This window comes from Photobacterium sp. SP02, from assembly GCF_038519165.1.
Classification (GTDB): Bacteria; Pseudomonadota; Gammaproteobacteria; order Enterobacterales; family Vibrionaceae; genus Photobacterium; species Photobacterium halotolerans.
Map to the genome: position 1 here is coordinate 139,276 of NZ_JASJOJ010000003.1, position 25,477 is coordinate 164,752.

The window sequence follows — 25,477 nt, forward strand, 5'->3', positions numbered from 1 at the left end:
GAAACGCATCAATGAGCTTGCCAGACGAAGATCAAAAGCGCTTTATTGCAATATTAAGTAAAAAAATGGATGCAGGACGAACACTGAATGTACTGGGACACCTGAGTACCGGACTCTCTCATCTGGTTAATCAGCAAGGAACTGAATACATTGATTATTATGATGCTGATGGCAACTGCCATCCGAGTCTGTCTCATTTTCCGTTTATTGTTCTGAAAGCAGATAACTCGAACAAAATCCGCAAAGTCAGAGAGGAAGCCATCCGGCATAAAGTTGCTTTTACCGATTTCACACACACCATGACTGAGGGTGGATCCATTGCTCAGCAAGCCCAGACCAAGGAGACCCCGGAAAGTGAATTAGAATACCTGGGGATCTGCCTGTTCGGTGACACAGAGACGCTGAAATCCTTTACCGGTAAATTCAGTTTGTACCGCTGAACCTGGAGCAGGAAAAATGCAATCGTACGTGTTCCTTTTACCTATTCTGACCTTGCTGACACTGGGCGCAATGACGCCCGGCCCCTCTTTTCTGCTCGTGGCTCAAACGGCCATGTCTGCATCCAGAAGGCAGGCGTTTTCTGTCGCACTGGGAATGGGAACTGGCGCTCTTATCTTTGCCTTGCTTGCGTCATTTGGCTTAGTGGCATTATTCAAAACAGTGCCTGAGCTGTATCTGACCTTTAAACTACTGGGTGGCTTATATCTGTGCGTGTTGGCATTGCGTATCTGGAAGCAAGGGGATCAACCAAGCGTTCAATCCATAACGACGGTTAAAACGAAAAGTGTGCATTCATCCTTTATCTTCGGCTTAACAACTCAGCTCAGTAACCCTAAAACTGCCATGGTTTTCAGCAGTGTATTTGCCGCTTTACTGCCCGCAGAGGTGCCCTCACTCACACCAATCTTTTTAAGCCTGGGTGTTTTCCTGACAAACTTTGGCTGGTATGCCATAGTCGCCGTGCTGCTTTCAACAGAACGCGCGCAAAGCTTGTATCTCAAAGCCAGAAAAGGATTTTGTCGTGTTGCTGGCACTCTGCTGGGTTTATTCGGCGCTAAGTTGCTGATGTCAACGTCAGCCGATCTATAACGGCATCATCAAGATGCCGTTATGTTTTAATCAGCCTTTTGAGTGACGTTAAGGCGTGGTCAGTGAGAGCTGCACATGATCAATATGAACATCTGCCATGCTGCCTGCTTTTTTCACTGCGCGCAGTGTCAGTTTCACCTCCCGGGTCGCCACTGGTAACAACAGAGTTGAGGCATTATTCAGCCACGCTTGTTTCTTACTCTCGGTTTTAACCACAGTCGGCTGACCAATGGTGTTTCCGTTATTGTCCATAGGTTGTAGCGTCACTACGGCATGATCGCCGTCGCCCCAGCCATTGCTGTGAAAACTGAGCCGAACGAATGCGGAAGACTGATCAATCACACTGCTGAAGGTACTGACATCCAATGTTTGGCTCAGATCATCATAGGCAGCGTTACCAGCAGCGGAATCATTCGGGCGGGCGCTGAAGTAATAGTCCCCTTCTGCGGCCGTGATATTGTCGATATCCTGCAGCACTCGCCAGTAGCCCTGCTCGACTGTCCAATTTGAAAGATCCTGCGCTTCCGCGCCGCCATTCTGAATAGGTAATGCGGTTGTCGTTCCGGCATCAATGGCTAATGTCGCCGTGTCACTCCAGTCAGACCAGCCCAGATTGTCATTACGCACTCTGGCACGCCAGTACCAGGTATCTCCCGGGAATAACGTCAGTACAGGTGCCGAGCTGCCGTTGAACGGGTCACGGTACGAATCATGGGAATGTTCTGACGATCGTTTCTGCCATTTGTAGGTTTCATCATTGCCCATTTTCAGCTGGCCTGAAAAATCAGCCAGATTGATTGTAGTCAGATCAACGCCCGCCTGCGTATCTGTCGGCATCCCCTGAATACTGCCATCCTGCATCGGCCAGATGTTGTGCGCCCGGGTTTGATTCCCCCAGATATCAAAAACCTCTGAATCAAACTGACTGGCTTTGCTCAGTTGCCATTGCACTTCATAAATGGCGCCAGGATCAGGATGGCTTATCGCCAGATTCAACTGATTGAAAGCGTGATTACCGTTACCGGCCAGAACTTGTGGCGCCTCTGGCACAGCCGGACTGGCTTTCATGGTCAGGGTATCGGACACAGTAAAGGTATCATCCAGGCTGGCAAAACCGCCCCCTTTCGAGGCCACAGTGGCAGTGTAGCGAGTCAGCTGCATGGAAGGTGAACTCTGCTGATTGAACGTCAGCAGGTTAAACCCGAACTCACTCTGACTGATGGCAAAGGTATCGTAATCGCGGGTATCTGTCTGGTAGTAGTTATCATCATTGATTTTTTCGCGATAGCCCGCTGCGGTTGCGGCATTAAGCCAAAGGTGCCGGGTATCCATGGATTGCCCGCGGGAATACGCGTGGGTATGCCCAAATAAATGGCCAGTTATCTTGCCGCTTGATCGGGAAAAATCTTCCATCTCAGCCACCATCTCGCAACTGCCGATACTTTCGCCCGAGAGCCAGAGTTCAGACAGGCACGGATGATGGAACATACTCAGGACATAATCGACGTTATTATCCGCCTGGGTGTTGATCAACAACTCGCGCAGCCACTGGCGCTGTATCCCCAGAATCTCCGCGTTAAATTTACCGTGGTTCTTGGAAATCGGATAACTGTTCAACCCGACCAAACGTAAGTTGCCGTAATCCAGTGCATACCATTGTTCTTCATAACCTGCCGAGCCATTTTCAGGTTGCTGGAAGAAATGACGGTAATTGGTCAGCTCAGGATTACCGTAAAAATCATGATTACCGGGAACGGCCACCAGCGGAACATAAGGGGTGATGGCTTTCATCTGGTCGAAAAAATCACGACGCCACTGCAACATGCTGTCGCCGCTGTTGACTATGTCGCCGGAAATCGTAATCGCCGCAATCTCTGACGCACATTGCTCCGGCTGACTATGACACACAGTTGGAATAATGCCTTTGGTAATGAGATCGTTCAGCGCCCCCAGGGTGCTGTTATTTTGTGTGTCACTGATGGCAACCACATTAAAAGGGGCGGGTGTTGTCCCGGCCGCCGGATAGGTTTTGAACACATAACGCTCAGAAACAGCCGACACGCCTGACGGGCTGCCATCGCCACTGACCACGTAATACTCGTAACGCGTATCTGTGCTTAATCCCTTGATTGCCGCGCTGTATAAATGCGTGCTGTCCACGGCAACAGGCTCAACAACAGTAAATTCATCTTGCGTCTCTGCCGGTCTGACCCAAACCGTCGGGGACGTGTCTTCCGTTTCAAACAACACAGCCATGCTATTGGCTGTAGGTTGCTGCAGATACGGGTGAATAGTAAACGTCACCGGTGTTAATGCAGTTGGAGGCGGAATAGCCAGCTCCTTCCCAATCTGGCCTACACCACCACTGCCATTTTCATCTTCCTTAGCGGCTTCAGTGCTCTCATTACAACCCGCTAGCAAGGTACTTGTCAGCAAGATAGCCGTAATACTGGCCAAATGCCTGTTTTTGATCGACATGTTTAATCCTTATTTTTCTCTATTCCATGAAGTAAACTGGACTAGTCCAGCTTTCAGTCGATGATGCTAAATGGTCTGTATGACAGAGAATCTAAATATGGATGACACTTATCTATCAGTTTGTTGACAATGAAATATTGATCTTAGCCTTTGTACTGTCGCCGACTTCACTGCCTGGATCTTTTTGTTGACGGGCTCACATTGAGCAATGTGTCTCAGCTCAGGAAGCGACAAACTGGCTTGCTTTACCGTTTTGGCATGATATGTTCTGAACTTCGACTCGGTGCAGCTAACCAAATGACTAAATATCAATCACTTGCTAATGATCTCAGGCAACAAATCCGCCAACAGATTTGGCGTTCCGGCGAAAAAGTGCCGTCTGTGCGAGCGAGCAGCCACCAAACCGGCTACGGTACGGCGACTGTGTTGCAGGCGTATCAATTGCTGGAAAGTGAAGGATGGCTGGTGGCTAAACCGCAGTCCGGGTATTTTGTCGCACCTAACATTCAGGCGCTGACCACTTCGCTGCCGGAACCTCTTCAGGCGCCGGTCAACATTAATGATTTACTGTTTGATGTCTTTCAGCGCACTAAAGACAGCGATATCGTGCCTTTCAGCTCGGCGTTTCCCGACTCCAGTTTGTTTCCGCAGCAGGAACTGGTCCGCAGCCTGTCCAGTGCATCGCGCAAGATGGACAACAGAAGTGCATTAACGCACCTGCCGCCCGGCAACCATGATCTGCGCCGGATCATTGCGCAAAGGTATGTACAGCAAGGACTGCAGGTTGGACCGGATGACATAGTGATCACCTCCGGCGGCTTGGATGCACTGAATCTCAGCTTACAGTTTGCCACTCAGCCTGGTGATTATGTCGCGGTTGAATCGACCACATTTTACGGGGCACTTCAGGCAATAGAGCGGCTGAAGCTGATACCGGTAGAAATAAAAGCCAGTGCTGACGGCGGCCTGGATCTGATTGACTTAGCTGAAAAATTATCGACTTATCCGATAAAAGCCTGCTGGCTGATGACCAATATCCAGCACCCGCTTGGCTACTCTCTCAGCCAGAAGCGAAAACAGGAATTAGTGCACATTCTCAGTCGGCATAACGTCTTTCTGGTTGAAGACGATGTGTACGCAGAACTGTATTTTTCAGCGGAAAAACCGGTACCGGCCAAAGTTTTCGATCAGCAGGATCAGGTGCTGCTGTGTGGTTCATTCTCCAAGTGCCTGTCACCGGGATTCCGTATCGGCTGGGTCGTGGCAGGAAAACACAGCGAAGCCATTCAGAAACAGCAATTTTTATCGACCATATCCAGCAGTGTGCCGGTACAGCTCGGGATCAGCCATTACCTGCTTCATGGCGGGTATGACAACCATTTGCGCAAGCTGCGCAGTACATTGCAAGACAGAAAAAGCGCCATGATACACGCGATACGGCGCTATTTTCCGAGCAGTGCGACTGTGACAGATCCCGCAGGGGGCTACTTCTTGTGGCTGACGTTTCCAGCTCCGTTCGACAGTCACGCATTTTATGAGCAAGCCCTTGAGAAACGCATTGCAGTGGCACCCGGGACGTTATTTAACGGCCGGCAAGACGATGTCAGGCATATCAGGCTCAACTATTCGTACGAGATGAATGATGCAAACCTGGCTGCGATAGCGACTCTCGGCCAGCTGGCTAAAGCGTGTCTCAATGGCAAAGTGCCGCCATAAACTACTGTTCGGTAAAATAGTGCACCAACTGTATCAACAGGAAAAACCTCGGCTGTGATGAAATAGTGACTCTCGCTAGCTAAAGGGTCACAGCATGGAAAGAACTACTAAGGTTAAAGACGAAGTCAAATTCATTTATATCGCCATTGTCTGCGTCTTCCTGGTCGTGTTAGGCCATTTCGTTTTGATGAAAGATATCGCTTATTCTGCCTGGGCTGAGGCGACTGCAGCAGCCATCCCCTTTCTGCTCATCGGGCTGGGCGTGGCAGCCGTTCGCCGGGCAGCAAACATTGATAAGAAAAACACTTCGGCTGATTAAATAACACTGCGCTCCCCTGTATTGGTTCAGGGGAGCGCAGTTTGTCAGCCGGCGTTAGTCATGGGCGGCTTCGATCTCGTTCGATTTCAGGTACGACGGATGGGTCACCAACTGCTGCGCATAGGCTGCAATGTGAGGGAAATGCGCGAGTGCGCCACTGGTGTGCAGGATTTCCACGATGAATGACATCATGATATCGGCCCCTGTCAGCGAATCCCCCACCAGATAACGTTTGCCGGCCAATGACTGATCGACATACGCCATGACCTTGGCAATTTCCCCTTCGGCATAACCGGCAAGAAAGTTAGTTTCACAACCGTCTTTGTCGACGAACATCTTCAACAACAAAGGAAGAATGGCCGAACTTTCCGCAAAATGTATCCATTGCAGATAGGCAACATAATCTGCCGTGCCACGCTCAGGTGCCAATTTACCCTTGCCATACTTGTCAATCAGGTATTCCGTAATAGCCCCGGATTCAGTGACAATCAATCCATCATCCTCAATCACCGGAGACTTACCCAAGGGATGAACCGCTTTCAGCTCTGGCGGCGCAAGAAATGTTGCGCTGTCACGTTGGTAAGGGACGATCTGATAGTCCACCCCCAGCTCTTCCAGCAACCAGATAATCCGCTTGGATCGTGATTTATTCAGGTGATGCAATGTGATCATAATGCTGTTGCCTCATTGGTCCGATTGAACTTAACAGTCTGTTTATTAAACACTTGAACTGTAAACATTGCTCAGACTAAACCATTACTGTGTCAGTCACCATGACTCCTTTTGAAAATTGATAAACCAGATCCATTAACGCACCGACACGGTCCGACGATAATCATTTGAACCGAGAGGACACAAAATGCAGATAAGCGGATTCGATTGATCTGCATCAAGCCGCTTTTTGTCACACAAGATAAAGTGGAGCTCTCCATGTTTTTGGGAAATGCATGTGTACGTTTGCCCCTGACTTGCAGGGGCTTTTTTTCACTCCAGTCCTGCCCTGCCCACTCTCCTTTTCTGTCTCTTCTCTCCGGTACGGCAATGCACTGGGGTTCCAGCTATATTTATGTCAATACTGACTGCCGCAAAAGCACCGGATGAATGATTTAGCTGTTGTTCTCAATGAAAAATATCTTCCGCAGCCAGATGATTGAACACGCGCTTCAGGAGGAGTAAGCTTCTGACGCCTGAAAACACATCATTAAATAAGGACAGCTATGAGCAGTAAGCGTATCTACCCGATTGGCACTCCTGGCCAGAAATGGACCATGAAAGAAAAGGCAGAGTGGCTGGCCCGGCTCACCATCAAACGTTCCTATCTGGACGAAGTGGTCACTAAGATCGACGCGCTGAAAGATCGCTTTGATGTCGCTCAGTATGGCGCTCTGTCGTATGACACAGAAAAGTACCCGCTGTTCGTCATCAAATCCCGTCACTGGAATGCGCAAAAGCCGACCATTCTGGTCACAGGTGGCGTGCATGGCTATGAGACCAGCGGTGTTCATGGCGCGCTGCAATTTGTCGATGAAAAAGCGCAGCACTATAGCCAGTATTTCAATATTCTGGTTGCCCCTTGTGTCAGCCCCTGGGGTTACGAGACCATTAACCGCTGGAACCCGCATGCGATCGATCCGAACCGTTCCTTTTACGACAACAGCCCGGCGGAAGAATCGGCGGCGCTGATGAAAATGGTTAAAGATCAAGGCGCAGAGATCCTGGCTCACATCGATCTGCATGAAACCACAGATACCGACGAAACCGAATTCCGCCCGGCTTTAGCGGCACGTGATGGTATTGACTACAAACCCGGCAGCATTCCTGACGGTTTTTACGTGGTGGGCGACACCGACAATCCTCATGATGCCTTCCAGAAAGCCATCATAGATGAAGTGCGTAAAGTCACCCATATAGCCCCGCCTGATGACGAAGGAAACATCATAGGTTCTCCGGTTTCTCAGGAAGGCGTGATTGATTATCCGCTGAAGAAACTCGGCCTGTGTGCCGGTCTGTCAGACTGTCAGTACAGCTCCACCACGGAAGTGTATCCGGACAGCCCACTCGTCACGCCAAGCGAATGCAACAACGCGCAAGTCGCGGCGATTGTAGGGGCACTGGAGTATATTCTGAAACAGCAATAATCTGCTGATCCAGCCTGTGTGGCAGCCCGTTCGGCTGCCACAATATTCGACGCGCTCACAGTGATTCACTGAGATTGCCAGGTAATAACCTCAGAAGGCTTACCGTTAGCCTGCGATATCACTGCCCGGATACTCATGGCGGGCAATGTCACAAGCTGGCTGTCTAAGCGAACTTGAGTCACATTATGGCTGAAATTTGCCACTATCTGCGTGCCATCGCTGAATCTTGTTCTTTGCAATGAGCCATCACTATTCAGCCAGTCAAATCCCACTAATGCCTTATCCCAAAGTGCCTGATGCAATGGCATAAATCCCTGCTGGTAATCTTGTAATGCTTTGATTCTGGGTGAAGTCGCAGAGGCTGCTTCATCACGGGTTAAATGCACCATGGGCGGCGTGTTATACAGCATGCTGGTCAGATCCCGGATGCCTTTCACATCAGAAAACTTCAGGCTATCCATATGCCAGTGATGGTTATTGATCAGCTCATCATGAAACACCGCCTGGTATAAGGGCACTTTAAAAGCCGGCGAGAAGAACAGGGTTCGGTACGGCTCCTTCACTGTTGCCGGCTTAAAAAAGAACGCCGGCTTATTATCCGGGTACCAGGCGCCAAGGTAATAGTGTGACTGACGGTTATGCTTCATTTCTTTATCCGTCCAGCCAAATCCTGTGGTTTCCATGCCATGCGCAAACACCACACTTTGGGTGGTGATACTGTTGCCATCTTCCGAGCCCAGCAGCACCCCTTGCCCGCTCACCCACTCTAGTCGGTCGTTGAAGGCCTGCGCCATTGCCCGCTCGGACATACCGCCGGTCGCAGCACTTTCATTCCCGGATGCAGCCAAGCGGCTTTTCTCGGAATAATCTTCACGCACCATACCTGTTGCATCAACGTCCAGAAACAGGCTGTTAAACTGCCCCAGCTCAAGAATGCGTGAGATGCGCTGTTTGGCATAATCAGTTTCACAGCCGGGGTTGAGGTAATTACCTTGCCCGCGAAACCCCGCCTGATGCTGCCCATCGGCGCGTTCAATAGCGCAACGCGTTCTGATTGCTTCTGGGATGTGCGCTGTTAACCAGCTCTCGTTATCCGTTTTATAAATAGCCGTATTATAAGAATCATAAGTCGCGACCAGATATCCCGCCGCCTTTGCCTGTTCAATCACCTCTGGCTGATAAAAAGCGGGTAACCAGTTGTCCAGCCCCAGCCACAATTTCTGCAGTCCTGCTTGCTTGAGTGTTTCAAGTACAGGCGAAGACAGGCTTTGTCCCCATTTGTCAGGAGCAATCAGAAATGGCGCCGCATAATTTGCTAAATACGCTTTCCTTTTTTGAATCGCAGCAAACTGGCCGGTAATTTGCTCCCATGGCCCCACATCTTCGCTAAAAGGAAAAAGCGCGGACAAAGAGTGATTAACAGCCTCGACCAAAAGGCGTTGTTGATAGCGATCCAAGCTGGCAGGCTGATTAGCTGTTGCCAGTGGCAGCAATTGTGTCTGGGCTTCACGGCTCGCGAAGGCACTTAGTTCTGACTGATGAAAGTACCATTTCAGCAACCCAGTCCAGTCGGTCACATCACTTTGCGAGATACCGTCACTACCGAACAAGTACACATGGCTCGCGCCGATGATTTTGCTGACATCCGGATTGCGGGCAGCCTTATCCCGCAAGCTTTCTCTCTCGCCCTGCTCGTCTCGCCAGCGCCGGTAACGGATGGCGCCAGACAGCCTGTCTTGCCCGCTATGGATCAAGACCTGAAAAGGCTGATTCCAGTTCAGAGGGGTAAAAGCGTGGCTGGAGACCATATCAACAGCAGGTGAGGTTTCAGCCGCCTTTGCCGTTACCTCTTTGAATGCCAAGGCATTGTTAAATGGATTGACTAACAGATAAGAAAAATATCTGGCCGGATAATCAAGCTCATTTTCGTTGTCTGCGTTCAGCTGACTGTCAGCCCGTTGCCGGACTTTCTGAGTCCAGAACGGCATTTTAAGATCCTGCGTGGAATTACTGCCTGAATATTCATCCTGTAAATACCTCGCCCAAAGCCTGTGATTAACAGGCACTCTGATCCCTTCATTAAACGGTAACAACAGCTCGGTAGTGGATGTTTCCGGCAAATCAAACCAGTTCAACACCATGGGGTGACTGCGAGTGATACTGGCACCGGAAAGCAGCTGAAACTGGAGCTTAAGATCGTCTGATTCTAATTGCGCTGTCACCCTGATATTGCTGGGTTGCCACAGCCATGACGCTTCATCACGCTGAGAAATCTGCCGTTGGCTGACACTTTGCTTTTCGTTATTTACCCTGGCACCCGCCTGGTTCAGATCGTAAATCAGGCTGTCGGTATGCCAGGTAATAGCGAGCGATTCGGGATCAATCTCGACTCGCTGATGGTTGTCACGCAGTGAAATAGTGTCGGCAGCCACTTTGCCAACAGGCATTAGCAAAATAGCTGAAAGTAATATCGCTTTACATGGCTGCAAGTGCGCTCGCTGGCCCCTCACAGGAGCAGCTTTCAATAACATGGGGTTCTTCATCCTAATACCTTGGGTTAATAAACACGGGTATTACACCTGGTACCGGACACCAAATTGTCACCCCTATGTCTTCATTCGCCCAGATGGACAGGATGAGTGATTAGTCTGTCAGCATGTACCTGACAGGCACTGTCAGCCGATGCACGTTTTCAATTTTAATCGCCCCTTGAAAATAACTGTCTGCCACTACCGCACTTAGCCAATTCGCATTATCAGGCCTGTCACGGGGCGGCACGCCATGCCCCTTGGCATCCAATGTTATGTTTTCAGCAGGTGCTGCCAGCTGATAGTCACTGTCAAACCATTGCCACTGCAATCTCTGCCTCTGACAGGCATTTCGATTTGCATAGAGATCCGGTGAAAACACGAAAACCCCGCCAGTATTCTTTTCTGCCCGCTGTAACTCAATCGCTGGTGCCCTTGCTGTTTCCTTCAGTGAAGTCAGGATCAACGAATAATGTTTCTCCCCAATATTCAACTGATAGTAACCGTCAGGCACGGATTGAAACCATTCCCGGCTTTCCAGTTCGCTATAGCCCGCTTCTGGCGTTGAAGTTGCCCCCGAGAGCCATTGGTTGCCCCGCGAATCCGTCAGGCTCACTTCCATTGCATGTCCGGCGCCATCAATCGAGAGTTTAAGCTGATACACCCTCTGGCTGAGATTCACTTTATCTTGCATTGACAGCGAAATACGGGGCTGGTCAACCCAATCTGATAGTGTTCCCGGATACTCAGTCAGCCTGCGTCCACAATCTGACTGATTAATCAGCTGCTGAAAAACAGGTTGCCATAAGTCCGGGGCAACCGGTTCTGTCCTCTGCTGCAGAACTAGCTGTAACTCCTGCCACGCCAGCAGCATATTGTGATCGGCCAGAGCCTGATAAACCCGCTGTAGTGGCGTGGGCATAAACCAGCCACCGGCTGCGGTACTGTCGGTCTGCACCTGATCAGAGGCTAATGCAGGACGACATACAGAAGCGGCAAGCAACAGGGAAAATACCATGGCTTTAGTGCTAAAAAATCGCACGGATTACTCCTTTCTTAACCGGTAGCCAACGCTGCGGACTGTATCGATTGCCAAAGAAGGAAATTTCTGCCGCAAATGCAGAACATGATTGTCGACTGTCCGGGTAGAGGGAAATGCCTGATACCCCCACACCTTATTCAAAAGTTCATCCCGGTGATAAACCCGTCCCGGATTCTGAACAAGCAACGCAAGCAGCTGAAATTCTTTAGGTTTTAGTGGGATATTTTGCTGATCCATCATGACAGTCTGATAAGACAGGTTCACCACAAGGTTGCTATATTGGATCTCAACCTCCCCTAACGGGCGAAGTTGCGCCTGAATCCGGGCCAGCAGCTCCTGATGTGAAAACGGTTTGATGACATAATCTTTCGCGCCGGCACTTAACCCTTCAATACGGTGATCGACATCGGTTTTCGCCGTTAAAATGATCACCGGTAGTGCTTTCACTGACAGCCAGCCAGGCAGCCATTTCACACTGTCACCTTCAGGTAACTGGCGGTCCAGTACGACCAGATCGGCCTTAATCCAATGTTGTTCCACATCCGATATTTTTTTGACCCAATCACAGCGATAACCGTTTTTGCTCAGATACATCGAAAGACCTTCACCCAGCAACACATCGTCCTCAACCAGCAAAACCCGGCTCATAGTGGCAGCTCCAGAATGTACCTGGTTGGATGCCGTAAATGCGTCAAGCGCCCGCCAATCCGGCGCATGATGCGGTTGACTATCATCAGCCCAATCCCCATACCGTCCCCTTTATCAGTAAGTAACCACTTTTCCCAGCGCGCAGGCGATGCTCCCTGATCCCTCACCTCAATAAGCAGGCTGTCAGAGATTTGGGCATCAAGGTATATCGGCGGTTTGCCATGTAAAACGGCATTGCGCAGAAGATTATCCAAGCACACGCCCAGCCAGTAATAAGGCAGCGACACCCTACGATCTCCATCGATATGGCAGTGCAAGTCATACTGGCTGGCTATGCTCTCCAGCCACTCTGAAAACTGAGCGTCTTGCTTATCAAGCCCTTCTTCCCGGCGTCCACTGAGAAACCCTTTGCTGGTTTCTGTCAGCCGGTAGAGACGCTGGTAGTCGCCCAGCAGCCGGTAAAACGCATGCTGACTTTGCTCGTTCAAGTGATCATATTCATCTCTGAACTGCTCCACCGTAAAACCAAGGCTGGTAATGGGTGTTCGCAATTCGTGCGTCAGCAATTGCAGGATAAACTGTCGCTCTTTCATTTCCCGTCGTCGCTCCAGCCCCAGCCTGAAAATCAGCCCCAGAATAATGACCAGCAAAATAAGCATGCCGCCCTGCCACCAAAGCACATTGGTACGACGAGGCTCAATACATAAGTTACTGTACTGAAAGCGACAACTCTCGCTGATCTGGTCAGTAGAGCGGGTGATCCTGATACCCGCCTTGTCTGCTATCGGTTGCCATTGCTCCGGGCTTAACACATCAATGCCAGTCAGAGTGTTGCGCCACAAGCGGCCACTTTTCGTCAGAAAATACCGCGAGCCGCCCAGAATGCCCGACTGACCCGTATCGGAAAGTGCGGCGAATATACCGTGTAACGGATGCAGCGGATGGGCAAGAGTCAGGCTGTTGGCATGCTGTTGAAGAAATGCATTCGCGTCGCTTTCTTCATGATGATCTTTCAGGTAGTTCACATACCTGTCTGCATAGCTGCCGCCGGCTGGGTGTCTCTCGGACAGGTGCTGACTCCATTGCGATGGAAGTTTACCGTCGCGGCACAAGATCAGTTCAAATTGCACCGCTCTGCGCCAATCCGCACTGTCACTCAACACATTGTCGTCTTCAGAGCAGTGGTTATGAATGTGATAAAGTCTTTCTATCTGCGCCCAGCTGAACCGTTTTAAATCTGGGTACTGGCTGACAGGTAACAGCAATTCCTGGGGATACTGATTCAACGACTGCTGGCTGATTTGAGCCTCGCCCTGCACTGTCGCAATACGATCAGAAAATGCCTGCCATTGTTGATGGGCCAGATATGTTTCCGGCTGCCCGCATACAGGCAAGGCCACTAATAACAGCGGAAGCAATGCATTCCTGACCATTTAACTCTCTCAGAAAAAATAATGCGCGATCATACACAATGCTTGTCGTGACATTGTCTCCGCAATGTCACTGTTTGGCATGTTATAAGCGCCGTTCCATGTGGTTATTCGTCAGTGATTGCCCTGTTAACCACTGCAATCAATGTGTCCAGCGCGCATTTGGCTGCGTTATCCGGCTCTCCCGGTTCGGGCAGCGCGTAGCCGATATTAATCCGCAGGCTGTCCCGGTACAGATCCCGCAAAGTGAAACACTCACCCAGCCTGATATCCAGCTTAGCCTCAATCAGCAAAGACTTAATTTTTGCCTCATCCATGCCTGGTATCTGTAACCAAAGTACTAACCCACCAGCAGGATCACTGATGCGAACGGTTTCCGGCAGATGCTGCTGCAAATATTCTCGGTAGCGCCGCTTATGGAGCAACAAATCAAACCTTTGTGTTTTCAAATGACGCGCATACTGGCCACTATCGATAAAATCAGCGACGGCCAACTGTATCGGCAGCGATACACCAAAGCAGCCTGCCGCATGTTTGCTCAGATACTGATTCAGATAACGCCCCGGCAAACACCAGCCAAGACGATAGCTGGCAGCCAATGTTTTGGATACAGAACCGCACCAGAGTATATAGCCACTTTTATCGTAATATTTTGCAGGTAACGGCACTGTATTGCCGTGGGGTAATTCCATGTACACATCATCTTCAATCACAGGAACTTCATAACGGGAAGCCATCTCTGCCAGTCGCTGCTTTTGTGACGGTGACATCGTAATACCCTGAGGATTCATATGAGTCGTACAAAAGAGACCGGCTTGAACCGTCCCCTGCTGCATATGATGCTCTAACTGATCCAGATCTATGCCGCTGTCCACAGACGGAATCTCCACGATATTGCGCGACATTTCCCGCAATAAGGTTAACAGTCCGTTGAAACATGGCGAGCTGACAGCAATGGCATCGTCAGGTTGAGTACAGACTTCAATGGCCGTGCGTATGGCATCCATGCAGCCGTTTGTGATGGCCAATTGCTCAGCGGCGAAATGAAAACTGTAATTCGCAAAATGTGCAGACAAGACACTGCGCAACATAGCCTCACCCTGCCGGGTTGGGTAAAAGTTCAACCTTTCACCAAGGCGCCGGTTAGTACGCCGGAAGCTCTGTTCCATCTGACTGGTCAGTTTATGAGTGACTTCAAAGCGGGAATAACCCAGCGGACCGGCGAACTGACTGTCAGGCGTATTTCCCTTGTCCAGCGAATAGTCAGACGCCAATGCCAGCTGACTTTCAAACTGCGCCAGATCCGGTAAGCGCAGGGTTGAGCGCTGTGCTACGTAATACCCGGATTGCGGTTTAGCGACAATCCAGCCCTGAGATTCCAGATGCTGATAACAATTCAAGGTAGTGGTCATGCTTACCTGATGTAATTGTGCAAACTGGCGCAATGAGGGCATGCGGACTTGAGCAGCCAGCAGACCTGATTGAATATCGGCAATATACTGCTCGGCTAATTGTTTATACCTCATGGCGTACCCTTTCCTGCTTGAATCATAAACTGTGCTCTTTTTATTGTTAGAAATTGTATCTGCACCTTTCTGCGAAAGAAATCCACAATGTTGATTAAATCAACAATGGAGTACAACGTATGACATTTAAAGATGCCTGCCTGGGCTTATTCGTGATGTTCATTTGGGGCATCAATTTCTCTGTGATCAAACTGGGCGTCAGTCAGGCTGATCCTCTGCTGATGACTGCAATTCGATTCACACTCGCGACAATGCCACTGATCTTCTTTGTTCGTAAACCGGATGTCGCCTGGCGTTACCTGGTGAGTTACGGTGTGCTGTTTGGATTGGGTGTATGGGGCATGGCATCCTGGTCAATCACCGCCGGACTGTCTGCGGGAATGACATCAGTGTTACTGCAGACCAATGTCATTTTTGGTCTGTTCATTGGTTATCTGGTTTTTCGCGACAGATTCACAATACACAAAGTCATTGGCGCCCTGTTTGCGTTTACCGGGTTGGCTTTATCCCTGATGGCCACTGACGGCACCATAACAATAAAAGGTGTGGCTTTAGTGATGATATCAGCATTGTCCTGGAGCCTGGTCAGCACCCTGGTGAAGAAATCAGGCACCCGACAACCCTTTGCCTTCAGTATCTGGGGCATGGCATTTGCGCCTCTGCCATTGCTGCTCTTTGCACTCTCGCTAAATGGTACAGATATCATCACCACCACGATTAACAGCTGGAATGGCTACACCACTTTCTCAGTCCTATTTCAGGCCTATCCGACCACGGTATTTGGCTACTGGGTATGGAATCGTATGCTGGTGAAGTATCCGCTCAGTACGGTCGCACCGGTCAATCTGATGGTGTCAGTATTCGGCTTGCTCGGCGGCTATCTCTTTTACGGTGAGCATGTCGGTGCTTTACAGGTCATATCTGCAGCCATGATTCTGGCGGGTGTATTCATTATTCTGCTCAAACCCGGTAACACCTTTTTGGCTGCCAGACTGGCTCAATGGCGTGTAAGGAAAGTCTCTGATCAGAAAGTCTGATTGTCTAAGCCACCTGATAACAGGTGGCTTTTCGTATCAGCCTGAATAAGTGCCTCGGGTACATCCAACAGAACAGCGATTACACACTATCGAAAATAACAGCAGCTTTATATTAGATTACGGCGCGACTCAGCCACCAGCGCATCCAAAAAGCTGAATAAGGCGCGGTTCATTTCACTGTAATCGGCATTGCGCAATTGATCAGCCGTCTGAATGAAAGGCTTATTTTCGTGATTGTTGAGATCGTCGCCAGAATGTCTGATGAGACCTTCCACCGAGTCGCGGGTAAATTCGGGGTGGCACTGAAAGCCATAGGCTAGCGGGGTATAACGCACAATCTGGCGCGGACAGCCCAGACTGGTTGCCAGCACCTGGCATTCAGGTGTCAGCCCCGGCATGTCATTATGCCAGTGACCAACAACCAGTTCAGGCGGAAACCCTTCAAACTTGCGATCCAGCCTTGCGTGTTTGTTAAGCACGATAGGAAAGCAGCCCACTTCCGGTTCCAGACTCCGGCTATGCGGCGCACCTAACGCTTCCCCAAGAAGTTGTGCCCCCAGGCAGAACCCGACCACGGGCGTTTTGCTTGCGACAGCTTTTTTGATCAGCGTAATTTCCGCTGCGGCATCAAAATGCGGGCACTCTTCTCTGGTGGTTGCCGGACTTTGCGGGCCACCCAATACAATCAGCAGATCCATATCATCACCGCGTTCTGGTAGTACCTCGCCCAGATAAACACGCGAATATGACGTCGAATAATTACGTTGATCAATCCACTGTAATAAAGCGCCTGGTCCTTCAAACGCTTCATGCATAACAAAATGTACTTTCATTGCTTTTCCTTTGCGTTTTGTATTTGAGTTTCGATAACACAACCCATACTATGCGCGAAACGATCCGGTCAGGTAGCGACAATATGACAAAAAATATCGATAAAAAGACATATGCAACACCTGATGGCAATACACTGATCGCGACCTATTCGTGCCAACCTCTTCTGATCAATACCCTGAACATGGCCAAAGGCTTTCACGACAAACCGCATCAGCACGCATGGCATCAGATTATTTTTCCATCCAGGGGATTATTGAAATGCAGCACTGACACACATCAGTTCTATATCCCGCACCACAGGGCATTGTTTATCCCGGCACACACCCGGCACGAGTCCAGGGCGCTGCAGGACACCACATTTATCGCCGTGTACCTGAACCCTGAGTCCTTAACCCACTTACCGGCTTCCAGCCAGCCGATTGAAGTGACGCCGTTTTTCCGCGAACTGATCCTGAAACTCAGGCAATTCGTTTTGCGCGATCAACAGCAACCACCTGGCATCTTGCGCCTGCTGGCAGTACTGGAAGACGAGTTAAGCGCAGACAAAGACAGTTCACTGGAGCTGCCCATGCCGCAAGATCGCCGGCTTGCGCCTATAGTCGATGAGCTGCTGATTCATCCCGGCAGCACAAAAACTCTGGCGCAATGGGCTCGGCAGACCGGCGCAACCGAACGGACATTGTCCCGGGTGTTTCAGAAAGAAATTCAACTGACGTTTCCGCAGTGGCGGCAGCGCCTGCGGCTCATGACGGCAATGACGCTGCTTGAACAGGGTTTACCGGTGCAGGATGTGGCCCATGAAATTGGCTACCAGTCTGTTTCCGCTTTCATTGAAGCGTTCCGGCTGGCCTTCAAACTGACCCCGCAGCAGTTTAAGCATCAGCGCACTATTGAGTAACTGCACGCAACTGAGCTACTGATTGCCTTTTTCAATTAAGGCTTCATCCGTGATATGCACTATCTGTTGCTCTTCTTCAGTCAGCCGGGTCTTTTTCCACGTTCCTCGCTTAAACCAGCAAAATGCAAATACGGCGACCACCACATTGGTGACAGCAAACGACCACCAGATACCGTTATCCTGCAGCGCCGTATGTTTTGACAACACATAGGCCAGCGGAAATTGCACCATCCATTGTGACACCAGTGCAACCATCATGGCGTTCTGCATATTACCTGAGGCCCGAAACGCGGAGACGACGCAAAGCTGTACCCCAATACCGCCCCATGTCAGGCACATAGTACGCAAAAAGTGGGCACCTTCTTTGATCACCTCAGGATCATCCGGGATAAACACAGCGATCAGATGAGGAGCGAAAACATAGAATACTATGCCAATCACCGTCAGACCGAGAAAGCCCCACAGCGTGCCCAGCAAGGTGATTTTTTCTGCCCGCTCAATCTGGTTCGCCCCTATGTTCTGCCCCACCAAGGTCGATACTGCCATCGACAGCCCCATGGCCGGAATCATCACAAACTGCAGCAGGTTGGAACCCACGCCATAAGAGGCAATCGTCACTGTCCCGAAACTCGCCACCAGAAACGACAGAATGATCATCCCCAATGCACGGGCAGACAGCTCTACTGAGCCAGGGACACCCAGAAAAAACGCTTTTTTAATATAGGCAAAATCGGGCTTGAAGTTGTGCCATTCCAGCTGAATGCCATGTCTGCCCCGCATGAACACCATAAGACCCAGTATTGCAGCAATTGACTGAGTGACCAGTGTCGCCAGCGCCGCCCCCATTACACCCAGTCCTTCAAAACTGCCAAGGCCAAAAATAAACAAAGGGTCCAGAAAAAAGTTGAGGATCACAGTGCCGAAGACAATCATCAGCGGGATCTTTATCTGCCCGATCCCCCGCATCAGCGACTGAAACATGGCAAATAAAAAGACAAAAATCACCCCGATAAACGACACGTGCATGAACTTGAGCGCATCGCCATAGACCTTTTCGCTCACGCCCAGTAACGTCAGGAAATAGGGCGACAGCAAATAGCCGGTTAACCCCAGCACCGCAGACGTGACCGCGACCATCAGCATGGTCTGAGCGGCCACATGGTTCACTTTGTCCCGGCGTCCTGCCCCCATGTATTGTGCCGATAGCGTTGCGCCCGCCATGGCTAACCCTGAGCCTAACGCGATCACCAGAAAGGTAACGGGCATGCTGACAGACACTGCCGCCACTTCAGATGCGCCCAAGCGTCCCACCCAAAATGCATCTGTCAGCTGATAGGCCGACTGAAGAATATTGGTCAAAATAATGGGAACCGCCAGCGAGATAAGTACTTTGTTGATGGGACCTTCGAGAAACCGGTTTTGCCTGTCTGTCATCGCCATGCCTTATGTTGTTATCGTTATGAATACGTCTTGAAGATGCGGATACTTAAGTCAATATAGTTAGTCAGGCCGCTATAAGCACTCGTTTTTGTGGTCTTTCTGCATGGTCTTTTCGAATGCTCTTATTACAGTTTGATAAATGATCATCTGCTTCTGGTATTGCGGTTACAGCGGGGTTTGCTGCTATTGTCAGTGCCGATGGCAAACAAAGCATGCAGGATAATACACTGAGTGGAGATATTCTCAGCTCCGCCTCTTATCTTGCTCTCACCCAGCGATACATTGTCATTAATGACCCTCGCCAGATCATAATGCAGCAATGAATAACAAACAGTACACTGATGGCATTATTGCGATAAAACCCAGGCTCAGGAAAATTCAGTTACCACTCAAATCTTCACTGAACCATCAACACATCAAGAATAACAATAGCAATCATTAACAACAGTATTATTGTGAGTATTAAAAATAAAGAATATTTATCCAACCATACATTGACGCAGTCAATATAAATGACAACAGGCAGAAAATATAAAGTCCCTCATCCTTTCTTAACTTTATTATTACTTTACTATTATTTTATTAGACATTCGCAGAAACAAACTCATACATCAAAAATCCAGGCAATTGATTTTTAATGACAAAATAAAAGACATACAGTAATGACTGACTATCACGACATGAAAAACATAGAACCAATTTAACTGTCAGAAAAAATTACACCACAAAAACAAACACGACAAAAACCAAGTAAAAAACAAATTCAAATCAATACATTAAGCCATAAAATAAAAACGGCATGATTTTGGCATTAATTTGTCGTGAGATAATTAAATACTAATAAAGCAGGGGTGTATCATGAAAATCTCATCTACGTTTCGAACTGTTCGCACTGGCTTATATATCTCTGGCCTCTTGTTATCATCAACGTCACAAGCAGGTCTGGTCGACATATTTGCGTTTTCCAGCTACTTTTCTCCCAACAATACAAATATTTATGTAGACACACCACTCGACAACTACGGTATTGGCTACAGTGACGTTCCCTACGAGTTTGTCACCTCTTTCACATCTGCGCTTGATGGTGATAATTACGGCACGTTACAGTGGCAGATCAAAAATAACTCCGGCAGTAGCTTTACTGATGTTCACATTGTCGGTGTATTAGATGCAGTCATTGATTTTTACGGCGATGATGATTATGCCTATAATGCCGGCAACAGTGCCGACAGCTGGGAGATAAATGACAGCTATGATCTGTCCGGAAACTTTTACTACTACGGCTTAGCTCTCAATAATTCGGTGACTCCAGCTTTCTTTTCACATGGCCTCGCGCTGGGTTTTAACATCGATGAGTTCTCGCACGGTTCTATTTTATCCTTTACCTATACCCTCAAAGACTATGGCCCAGGGTTGCATTTAACCGACAACTATTACACCGATTTATATTTCGACGGTACGTATCAAGTTCCGGAACCCGGCTCTCTGCTCCTGTTCACTACTATTTTATTTGGAGCAAGTGTGTCACTAAGAAGACGTCTTAAAATTAACTCATAGATTTATTTAACATTAACCAATAATAAAATCTCTGAAGTAAGCATTGATTGTTGTTTATTAATGCGAGGGAAAAATAATGAAAAAAAGTAGAAAAGCAATACGCTTTGGTGCACTCGGTTGCACCATTGCTTGTTTTAGCTTGGGGGCTGTATTTTTTGCACAATCTGAAATACCTGCCGAAGAACCTGAACCCATAGAAAGTTTGATTCCTGAAGCTCTCACGAACCTGCAGGCACCTCTACCTGATTTAACCGGTATTGTAAGAAACAAAAACATCGCCATAAAACTTGGCAAAGCCTTGTTTTGGGATCAGCAAGTCGGTAGTGACGGACAAGCCTGTGCCAGTTGCCACTTCAAAGCGGGGGCTGATGGCAGGGTCACCAATATTCTTACCCCCGGCCTGCTGCGGGTCGATGCCAACGGCAATCCCGACCCTGATACTGAGTTTGGCGGCACCGTACCACCCAGTCCGGCAGCAACGGAAGGTTTCACCGCCGGTAACCAAGTGGCCCGAGCCAATATCACGCTCACCCCGGATGATTTTCCATTTCACCAGTTAGTTGATAAAGATGACCGCAATTCAGCCATTGTTTACTCCACCAATGACTCCGCCACATCACCGGGAACCTTCGATGGTTCATTCGGCACTGTGATTCCCAGAGATCTGAATGAGTATTGCGGTGACCCGGAAGGCAACATTTTCCATACACAGTCCAACCTGGCGACGCGAAAAGTCGAGCCGAGGAACACCCCAACGGTCATCAATGCTGTCTTTAACTTCAGAAACTTTTGGGATGGTCGCGCCAACAATATCTTTAACGGTACTGACCCGTTCGGACGTCGTAATGAGCAAGCAAGGGTGATGATCCTTAACGGCCGTACTCCCGAACTTGCCCGGATCGATCTCAACAACGCCAGTCTGGCTTCTCAGGCTGTCGGGCCTGCATTAAGCGATTTTGAAATGTCCTGTGCTGGCAGACAGTTTGCCGATCTTGGTCGACGCCTTGTGAGCCTGCAGCCACTGGCACAGCAGGATATCGCGAGCAATGACAGCCACCTGTCCGATCTGGTTCATCCCAGCGGCAAAGGTTTGCGAGCCAGCTACGCTCAGTTGATTCGAATGGCTTTCGAGCCGCAATACTGGGCAGCCCGTGGCAACTTTGTCATTGATAACAGCGGCAGCGAACCGGTACTGGTGAGTAACAGCCAGGGCTATACCCAAACCGAGATCAACTTTTCTCTGTTCTGGGGTATTGCCATCATGCTTTACGAAGCTGAACTCATTTCCGATGATACGGCGTTTGACCGCTTCAGAGGATGTCATGAACCTTCTTGCTCACCCGCCATTGAACCCGATGAAAGTGCGCTCTCTGAACAGGAAAAACAAGGACTTATGGTATTCATTGATAAAGGGAAATGTGTGAACTGCCACAAAGGCCCAGAGTTCACCTCTGCCGCCATTCACCTGCAAGCGGAAAATCAGGAAGAAGGTCTTGTTGAGCGAATGATCATGGGTGATAACCAGGTTGCACTCTATGATAACGGTTTCTACAACATCGGAGTCAGGCCAACCAAAGAGGATCTCGGTGTCGGTGCTGTTGACCCCTGGGGCAACCCGCTGTCTTTTACCCGCCAGTATTTTGATATTTTGCTCGGCAATAATGCGCCCGATCCGTTTGACGTCGATCCCTGCACCTTTGAGGTTCCTGTACTCAGTGACCTTCCTTGCGACTCCGCGCAGCAAACCAATGCGCTACGAGATAGGGTAATCGCAGGTCTGGAACGTGATGCTGTTGACGGTGCCTTCAAAACGCCCGGGTTGCGGAACATCGCGCTAACAGCACCGTATTTCCACAGTGGCGGTGCGGCGACGCTTGAACAGGTTGTCGAATTCTACAACCGGGGAGGCAACCGCAGAGGTTCCGAGTCAAACAATAACTCTGGCTTTGGTGATAATGTTTCCAATCTGGATCCGGACATCAGGCCGCTGGGCTTAACCTCTCAGGAACAAGCCGATTTAGTGGCCTTCCTGAAAGCGTTAACCGATGAGCGGGTACGTTGTGCCCAAGCACCGTTCGACCACCCAAGCTTAACGGTTTCCAATGGCCATCTTGATCAGGACAGCAACAATGATAATCGCGCCGATGACATTCTGATCACCCTGCCGGCTGTCGGAGCGTCCGGTTTACCCTTCAGCCAATGCTGGGCAAACTCAGGCGATTTGTTCAATCAGGGAGGACCGCTGTAACGCTACGGCAATCCAGAACAATAACACCAGTCAAGGCCAATACCGTTTGGCCTTGACTGGCCTTGATTAGCACAGGCACCGCATCACATTCGCAACCTAATCGCACGTCACAGAATGAAACATGGCGAACAAACACCACGCCAATAAGCCGCATACTCTGTACCCCAATATGGTTCACAATAATGTTCTTGCTTCCGGCAGACTATACTTTACTCGTTACCTGCTCAGCACCGTCATTCGACTAAGGATAACGGTATGAAATTTGCCAGATATCTGCCCCTGGTAGTGCTTGTGACAGCAGGGATCCCTGCTATCGTCAATGCCGATGACAAACAAGCAATGCTGGATGATGCATTGAGTGCAGCTCCCCCCACACTCAGAGATAAAGTCACCGTAATGGACTGGGATAACAATGTCTTACAAAAAGGCTCCAGTACCTATACATGCTTTCCAACACCTCCTCAACTGGAAGGGACAGCCCCTATGTGCATGGATGGTCCGTGGATGGCATGGGCGCAAGCCTGGATGAAAAAAGAACCCGTTGAAACCAAAGCCATAGGTATTTCTTACATGCTGGCGGGTGACGGCGGCGCAAGCAATATCGACCCTTATGCGGAAGGTAAAACGGCAGATAATCAATGGGTGGTTGAAGGACCACATTTAATGATTATCACACCAGACAAAACCTTACTCGATTCGCTTCCCACCGATCCCAATAACGGCGGGCCATATGTGATGTGGAAAGGCACCCCCTATGAACATATCATGGTGCCAGTGGGGCCAAGAAAGTAAGACAAAATAAAGAAGAAAAGAGCGAGATAATCATCTCGCTTTTGTTTTTATTTATAGTTTCATTTTTTGCCTTTTTTCGGCGGGTTACTGGTGCTTTTATAGGGTTTCGGTGGTTCCACTGTCGTGGTGTCAGTGAGTGTTTTCAGATACGCAACGAGCGCCGCTTCTTCATGAGCCGTTAATCCCAGATCACCTGTTACACCACCTATGGTCAATAGCGGTGCATCGGGCACTTCAGGTGCAGGCCAGCAATTATTCGCCAACGCCTCTTTTTCAGTCACGATACTCGCAGGGCAACGAGTCACACCAAAATCTAATGCGGTCTGACCGTCAACATCTGAGGTATTGTAGAAATGCACAATACTTTCCAGACTCTTAAACCAGCCATTGTGGGCATACGCTTTGGTAAATCCTTTTCCCGGACGTTTATCAACATTACGCAGCGTTGGTGTTTTGTGAGCACCAATAAAGGCATTCTGAATACTGAATGGAGGGAATGGTAAAGAAGCATTCGGATTTAAGCCTAAGTTTACCAGTGTGGGATGTAACCCGATATCCGGTAAGGGTGAACCCGGTAGCTCGTAGTTTCTTGGCACGCCAATCGCGTGATAGCTGTCATCGGTATACCGCTCAAGAGGATGCGTCCCATTGGCACCATTGCTGTTATGACAAATAACACACCCAGCCTGGCCATAAAACAGGTCATGCCCTTCGTTTTCAAGATCGGTGAATCCAGCTAACGGGAATTGTTGATTGTCGTCTTCTGCAAGAGCAATATCCCGTTTTGAGTTAAAGCGATTGTTATCTTCAGACATTTGCCATGCCGCCAGAGCAACAGCAAAACGTGCAAAGGCCGTGGCCGATTCATCTGCAGACTGACAAGATAAATTCACGCCCCATGCTGAATAGTACAATTCTTTACCCCATTTGGTGGATTCCACTTGGCTACACACATCTTCTTTACTCTTGTGGTTTTGCTCGACAGGGTTCAAAAATGGGCTGGCAAAGGCCTGATCAGCAAGGGAACCAAGATATTTAGAGTAAAGTGCTTTTTTCTGCCAACTGGCATCGTTAACATCAAAAACCAAATTGGTATTTTCGACAATGTCTCCATTAGCACGCCCATTCCAGAATGCGCCACCGCAGGGGAAAAAACCGCACGCTCCCTGGCCCGCAAGCTGGAGTTTCTGCAGACCTTTCGCTTCTCCGTCATGCAGGAAACTGACATATTGATTGGTCGGCGGCTTCAGACCCCCGGCATTTTTCACCGTCGTTTTTTCTTGTCCCTCTTCTAAATCTTGTGGTCTTAAATGAGGCCTTGCCCCGGTAACTGCGACCTGATGTAAATTCACACCGGATACATTGTACGTACCGCCCGTATTTGGCGCGTGGCAAGTCGCACAAGACATTCGATTTGGATCTGAGATGTTTTCAAAAAATAATCTTTTTCCTAATTCCTCTATAGGTTGTAAATCGTAGTCATTCTCATTGCCATTTTTAGCTTGTGAGTTAAATGAAAATAGCATTGACATAACCAGAACGGATGTTCCGATTATTTTCATCGGTTTTAAATATGCACTGACTTTATCAGGCTGCCTGCCTTTTGATGCTTGCATAGCCATGGTTAACCTCTTCTTTTTTTCCACGCACAAGTCAGCCACCCATAAAATCGGGCAGCTATGAGAGCGTTAAGTCTTGATTAACCAACTATAACTTAAGTTTATAAATCCGAATTTCTCATAAAAGAGAAAACTATT

Annotated in this window: 20 protein-coding genes; 10 read left to right on the plus strand and 10 right to left on the minus strand. The window is 49.2% G+C overall.

The genetic code is table 11. The features are described 5' to 3' along the window. The first annotated feature begins 11 nt into the window (after positions 1 to 11). Both P0Y67_RS02515 and P0Y67_RS02520 read left to right on the plus strand, forming a co-directional pair. On the plus strand, positions 12 to 440 hold the full coding sequence (locus P0Y67_RS02515) for a DUF2000 domain-containing protein (protein WP_342390609.1): 429 nt from the start codon (positions 12 to 14) through the stop codon (positions 438 to 440). Between the two features lie 16 nt (positions 441 to 456). Further along, positions 457 to 1,089: a LysE family translocator gene (locus P0Y67_RS02520; protein WP_342390610.1), complete on the plus strand. Its 633-nt coding sequence runs from the start codon at positions 457 to 459 to the stop codon at positions 1,087 to 1,089. 48 nt (positions 1,090 to 1,137) lie between these two features. On the opposite strand, the gene P0Y67_RS02525 is transcribed toward P0Y67_RS02520, so the two are convergent. After that, positions 1,138 to 3,567 (minus strand): metallophosphoesterase family protein, encoded by a 2,430-nt coding sequence (locus P0Y67_RS02525; protein ID WP_342390611.1) that lies wholly within the window; start codon positions 3,565 to 3,567, stop codon positions 1,138 to 1,140. A 297-nt stretch (positions 3,568 to 3,864) separates the two neighbouring features. Between P0Y67_RS02525 and P0Y67_RS02530 the strand changes: the two genes are divergently transcribed. Together P0Y67_RS02530 and P0Y67_RS02535 are read left to right on the plus strand one after the other, a co-directional pair. Beyond that, positions 3,865 to 5,283 carry an aminotransferase-like domain-containing protein gene (locus P0Y67_RS02530; RefSeq protein WP_342390612.1) on the plus strand — a complete coding sequence of 473 codons (1,419 nt, stop codon included), beginning with the start codon at positions 3,865 to 3,867 and terminating at the stop codon, positions 5,281 to 5,283. Positions 5,284 to 5,377: 94 nt separating this feature from the next. After that, the gene (locus P0Y67_RS02535) at positions 5,378 to 5,602 is read left to right on the plus strand and encodes a hypothetical protein (protein WP_342390613.1); all 225 of its coding nucleotides are present in this window, start codon (positions 5,378 to 5,380) and stop codon (positions 5,600 to 5,602) included. Between the two features lie 54 nt (positions 5,603 to 5,656). On the opposite strand, the gene P0Y67_RS02540 is transcribed toward P0Y67_RS02535, so the two are convergent. Further along, positions 5,657 to 6,274 carry a glutathione S-transferase family protein gene (locus P0Y67_RS02540; RefSeq protein WP_342390614.1) on the minus strand — a complete coding sequence of 206 codons (618 nt, stop codon included), beginning with the start codon at positions 6,272 to 6,274 and terminating at the stop codon, positions 5,657 to 5,659. Positions 6,275 to 6,819: 545 nt separating this feature from the next. On the opposite strand from P0Y67_RS02540, the gene P0Y67_RS02545 reads away from it, so the two are divergent. Further along, entirely contained in the window at positions 6,820 to 7,740 is a 921-nt protein-coding gene (locus P0Y67_RS02545) for a M14 family metallopeptidase (protein WP_342390615.1), read from the plus strand. A 65-nt stretch (positions 7,741 to 7,805) separates the two neighbouring features. Here P0Y67_RS02545 and P0Y67_RS02550 read toward each other — a convergent pair whose 3' ends face one another. The 5 genes from P0Y67_RS02550 to P0Y67_RS02570 all read right to left on the minus strand — a co-directional run bounded on the left by P0Y67_RS02550 (position 7,806) and on the right by P0Y67_RS02570 (position 14,914). Beyond that, a complete protein-coding gene (locus tag P0Y67_RS02550) occupies positions 7,806 to 10,187 on the minus strand; it encodes a glycoside hydrolase (RefSeq protein ID WP_342390616.1) in 2,382 nt (793 codons plus the stop codon). Between the two features lie 196 nt (positions 10,188 to 10,383). Next, positions 10,384 to 11,310, minus strand: a complete 927-nt coding sequence (locus P0Y67_RS02555) for a DUF2861 family protein (RefSeq protein ID WP_342390617.1) — start codon at positions 11,308 to 11,310, stop codon at positions 10,384 to 10,386. A gap of 3 nt (positions 11,311 to 11,313) precedes the next feature. Beyond that, positions 11,314 to 11,958, minus strand: a complete 645-nt coding sequence (locus P0Y67_RS02560; protein ID WP_342390618.1) for a response regulator transcription factor — start codon at positions 11,956 to 11,958, stop codon at positions 11,314 to 11,316. Continuing rightward, positions 11,955 to 13,391, minus strand: a complete 1,437-nt coding sequence (locus P0Y67_RS02565; protein ID WP_342390619.1) for an ATP-binding protein — start codon at positions 13,389 to 13,391, stop codon at positions 11,955 to 11,957. The genes P0Y67_RS02560 and P0Y67_RS02565 overlap by 4 nt, the downstream gene beginning before the upstream one ends. A gap of 104 nt (positions 13,392 to 13,495) precedes the next feature. Then, positions 13,496 to 14,914, minus strand: a complete 1,419-nt coding sequence (locus P0Y67_RS02570) for an aminotransferase-like domain-containing protein (protein WP_342390620.1) — start codon at positions 14,912 to 14,914, stop codon at positions 13,496 to 13,498. Positions 14,915 to 15,033: 119 nt separating this feature from the next. On the opposite strand from P0Y67_RS02570, the gene P0Y67_RS02575 reads away from it, so the two are divergent. After that, positions 15,034 to 15,951 (plus strand): EamA family transporter, encoded by a 918-nt coding sequence (locus P0Y67_RS02575; protein ID WP_342390621.1) that lies wholly within the window; start codon positions 15,034 to 15,036, stop codon positions 15,949 to 15,951. A gap of 107 nt (positions 15,952 to 16,058) precedes the next feature. Here P0Y67_RS02575 and P0Y67_RS02580 read toward each other — a convergent pair whose 3' ends face one another. Beyond that, the gene (locus tag P0Y67_RS02580) at positions 16,059 to 16,784 is read right to left on the minus strand and encodes a glutamine amidotransferase-related protein (RefSeq protein WP_342390622.1); all 726 of its coding nucleotides are present in this window, start codon (positions 16,782 to 16,784) and stop codon (positions 16,059 to 16,061) included. Positions 16,785 to 16,867: 83 nt separating this feature from the next. Here P0Y67_RS02580 and P0Y67_RS02585 point away from each other — a divergent pair, with 83 nt between their 5' ends. After that, on the plus strand, positions 16,868 to 17,683 hold the full coding sequence (locus tag P0Y67_RS02585) for an AraC family transcriptional regulator (protein WP_342390623.1): 816 nt from the start codon (positions 16,868 to 16,870) through the stop codon (positions 17,681 to 17,683). A gap of 15 nt (positions 17,684 to 17,698) precedes the next feature. Here P0Y67_RS02585 and P0Y67_RS02590 read toward each other — a convergent pair whose 3' ends face one another. Beyond that, positions 17,699 to 19,117 (minus strand): MATE family efflux transporter, encoded by a 1,419-nt coding sequence (locus tag P0Y67_RS02590; protein WP_342390624.1) that lies wholly within the window; start codon positions 19,115 to 19,117, stop codon positions 17,699 to 17,701. An 864-nt stretch (positions 19,118 to 19,981) separates the two neighbouring features. Here P0Y67_RS02590 and P0Y67_RS02595 point away from each other — a divergent pair. From P0Y67_RS02595 to P0Y67_RS02605, 3 genes are all read left to right on the plus strand, one after another. Further along, complete coding sequence (locus P0Y67_RS02595; protein ID WP_161457051.1) at positions 19,982 to 20,680, plus strand: PEP-CTERM sorting domain-containing protein; 699 nt, start codon at positions 19,982 to 19,984, stop codon at positions 20,678 to 20,680. A gap of 76 nt (positions 20,681 to 20,756) precedes the next feature. Beyond that, positions 20,757 to 22,928 (plus strand): cytochrome-c peroxidase, encoded by a 2,172-nt coding sequence (locus P0Y67_RS02600; RefSeq protein ID WP_342390625.1) that lies wholly within the window; start codon positions 20,757 to 20,759, stop codon positions 22,926 to 22,928. 255 nt (positions 22,929 to 23,183) lie between these two features. Further along, positions 23,184 to 23,720, plus strand: coding sequence for a hypothetical protein (locus tag P0Y67_RS02605; RefSeq protein ID WP_342390626.1), 537 nt, complete (start codon positions 23,184 to 23,186; stop codon positions 23,718 to 23,720). A gap of 59 nt (positions 23,721 to 23,779) precedes the next feature. Here the strand turns inward: P0Y67_RS02605 and P0Y67_RS02610 are convergent, their stop codons facing one another. Further along, positions 23,780 to 25,342, minus strand: coding sequence for a cytochrome-c peroxidase (locus P0Y67_RS02610; RefSeq protein ID WP_342390627.1), 1,563 nt, complete (start codon positions 25,340 to 25,342; stop codon positions 23,780 to 23,782). Positions 25,343 to 25,477: the final 135 nt, after the last annotated feature.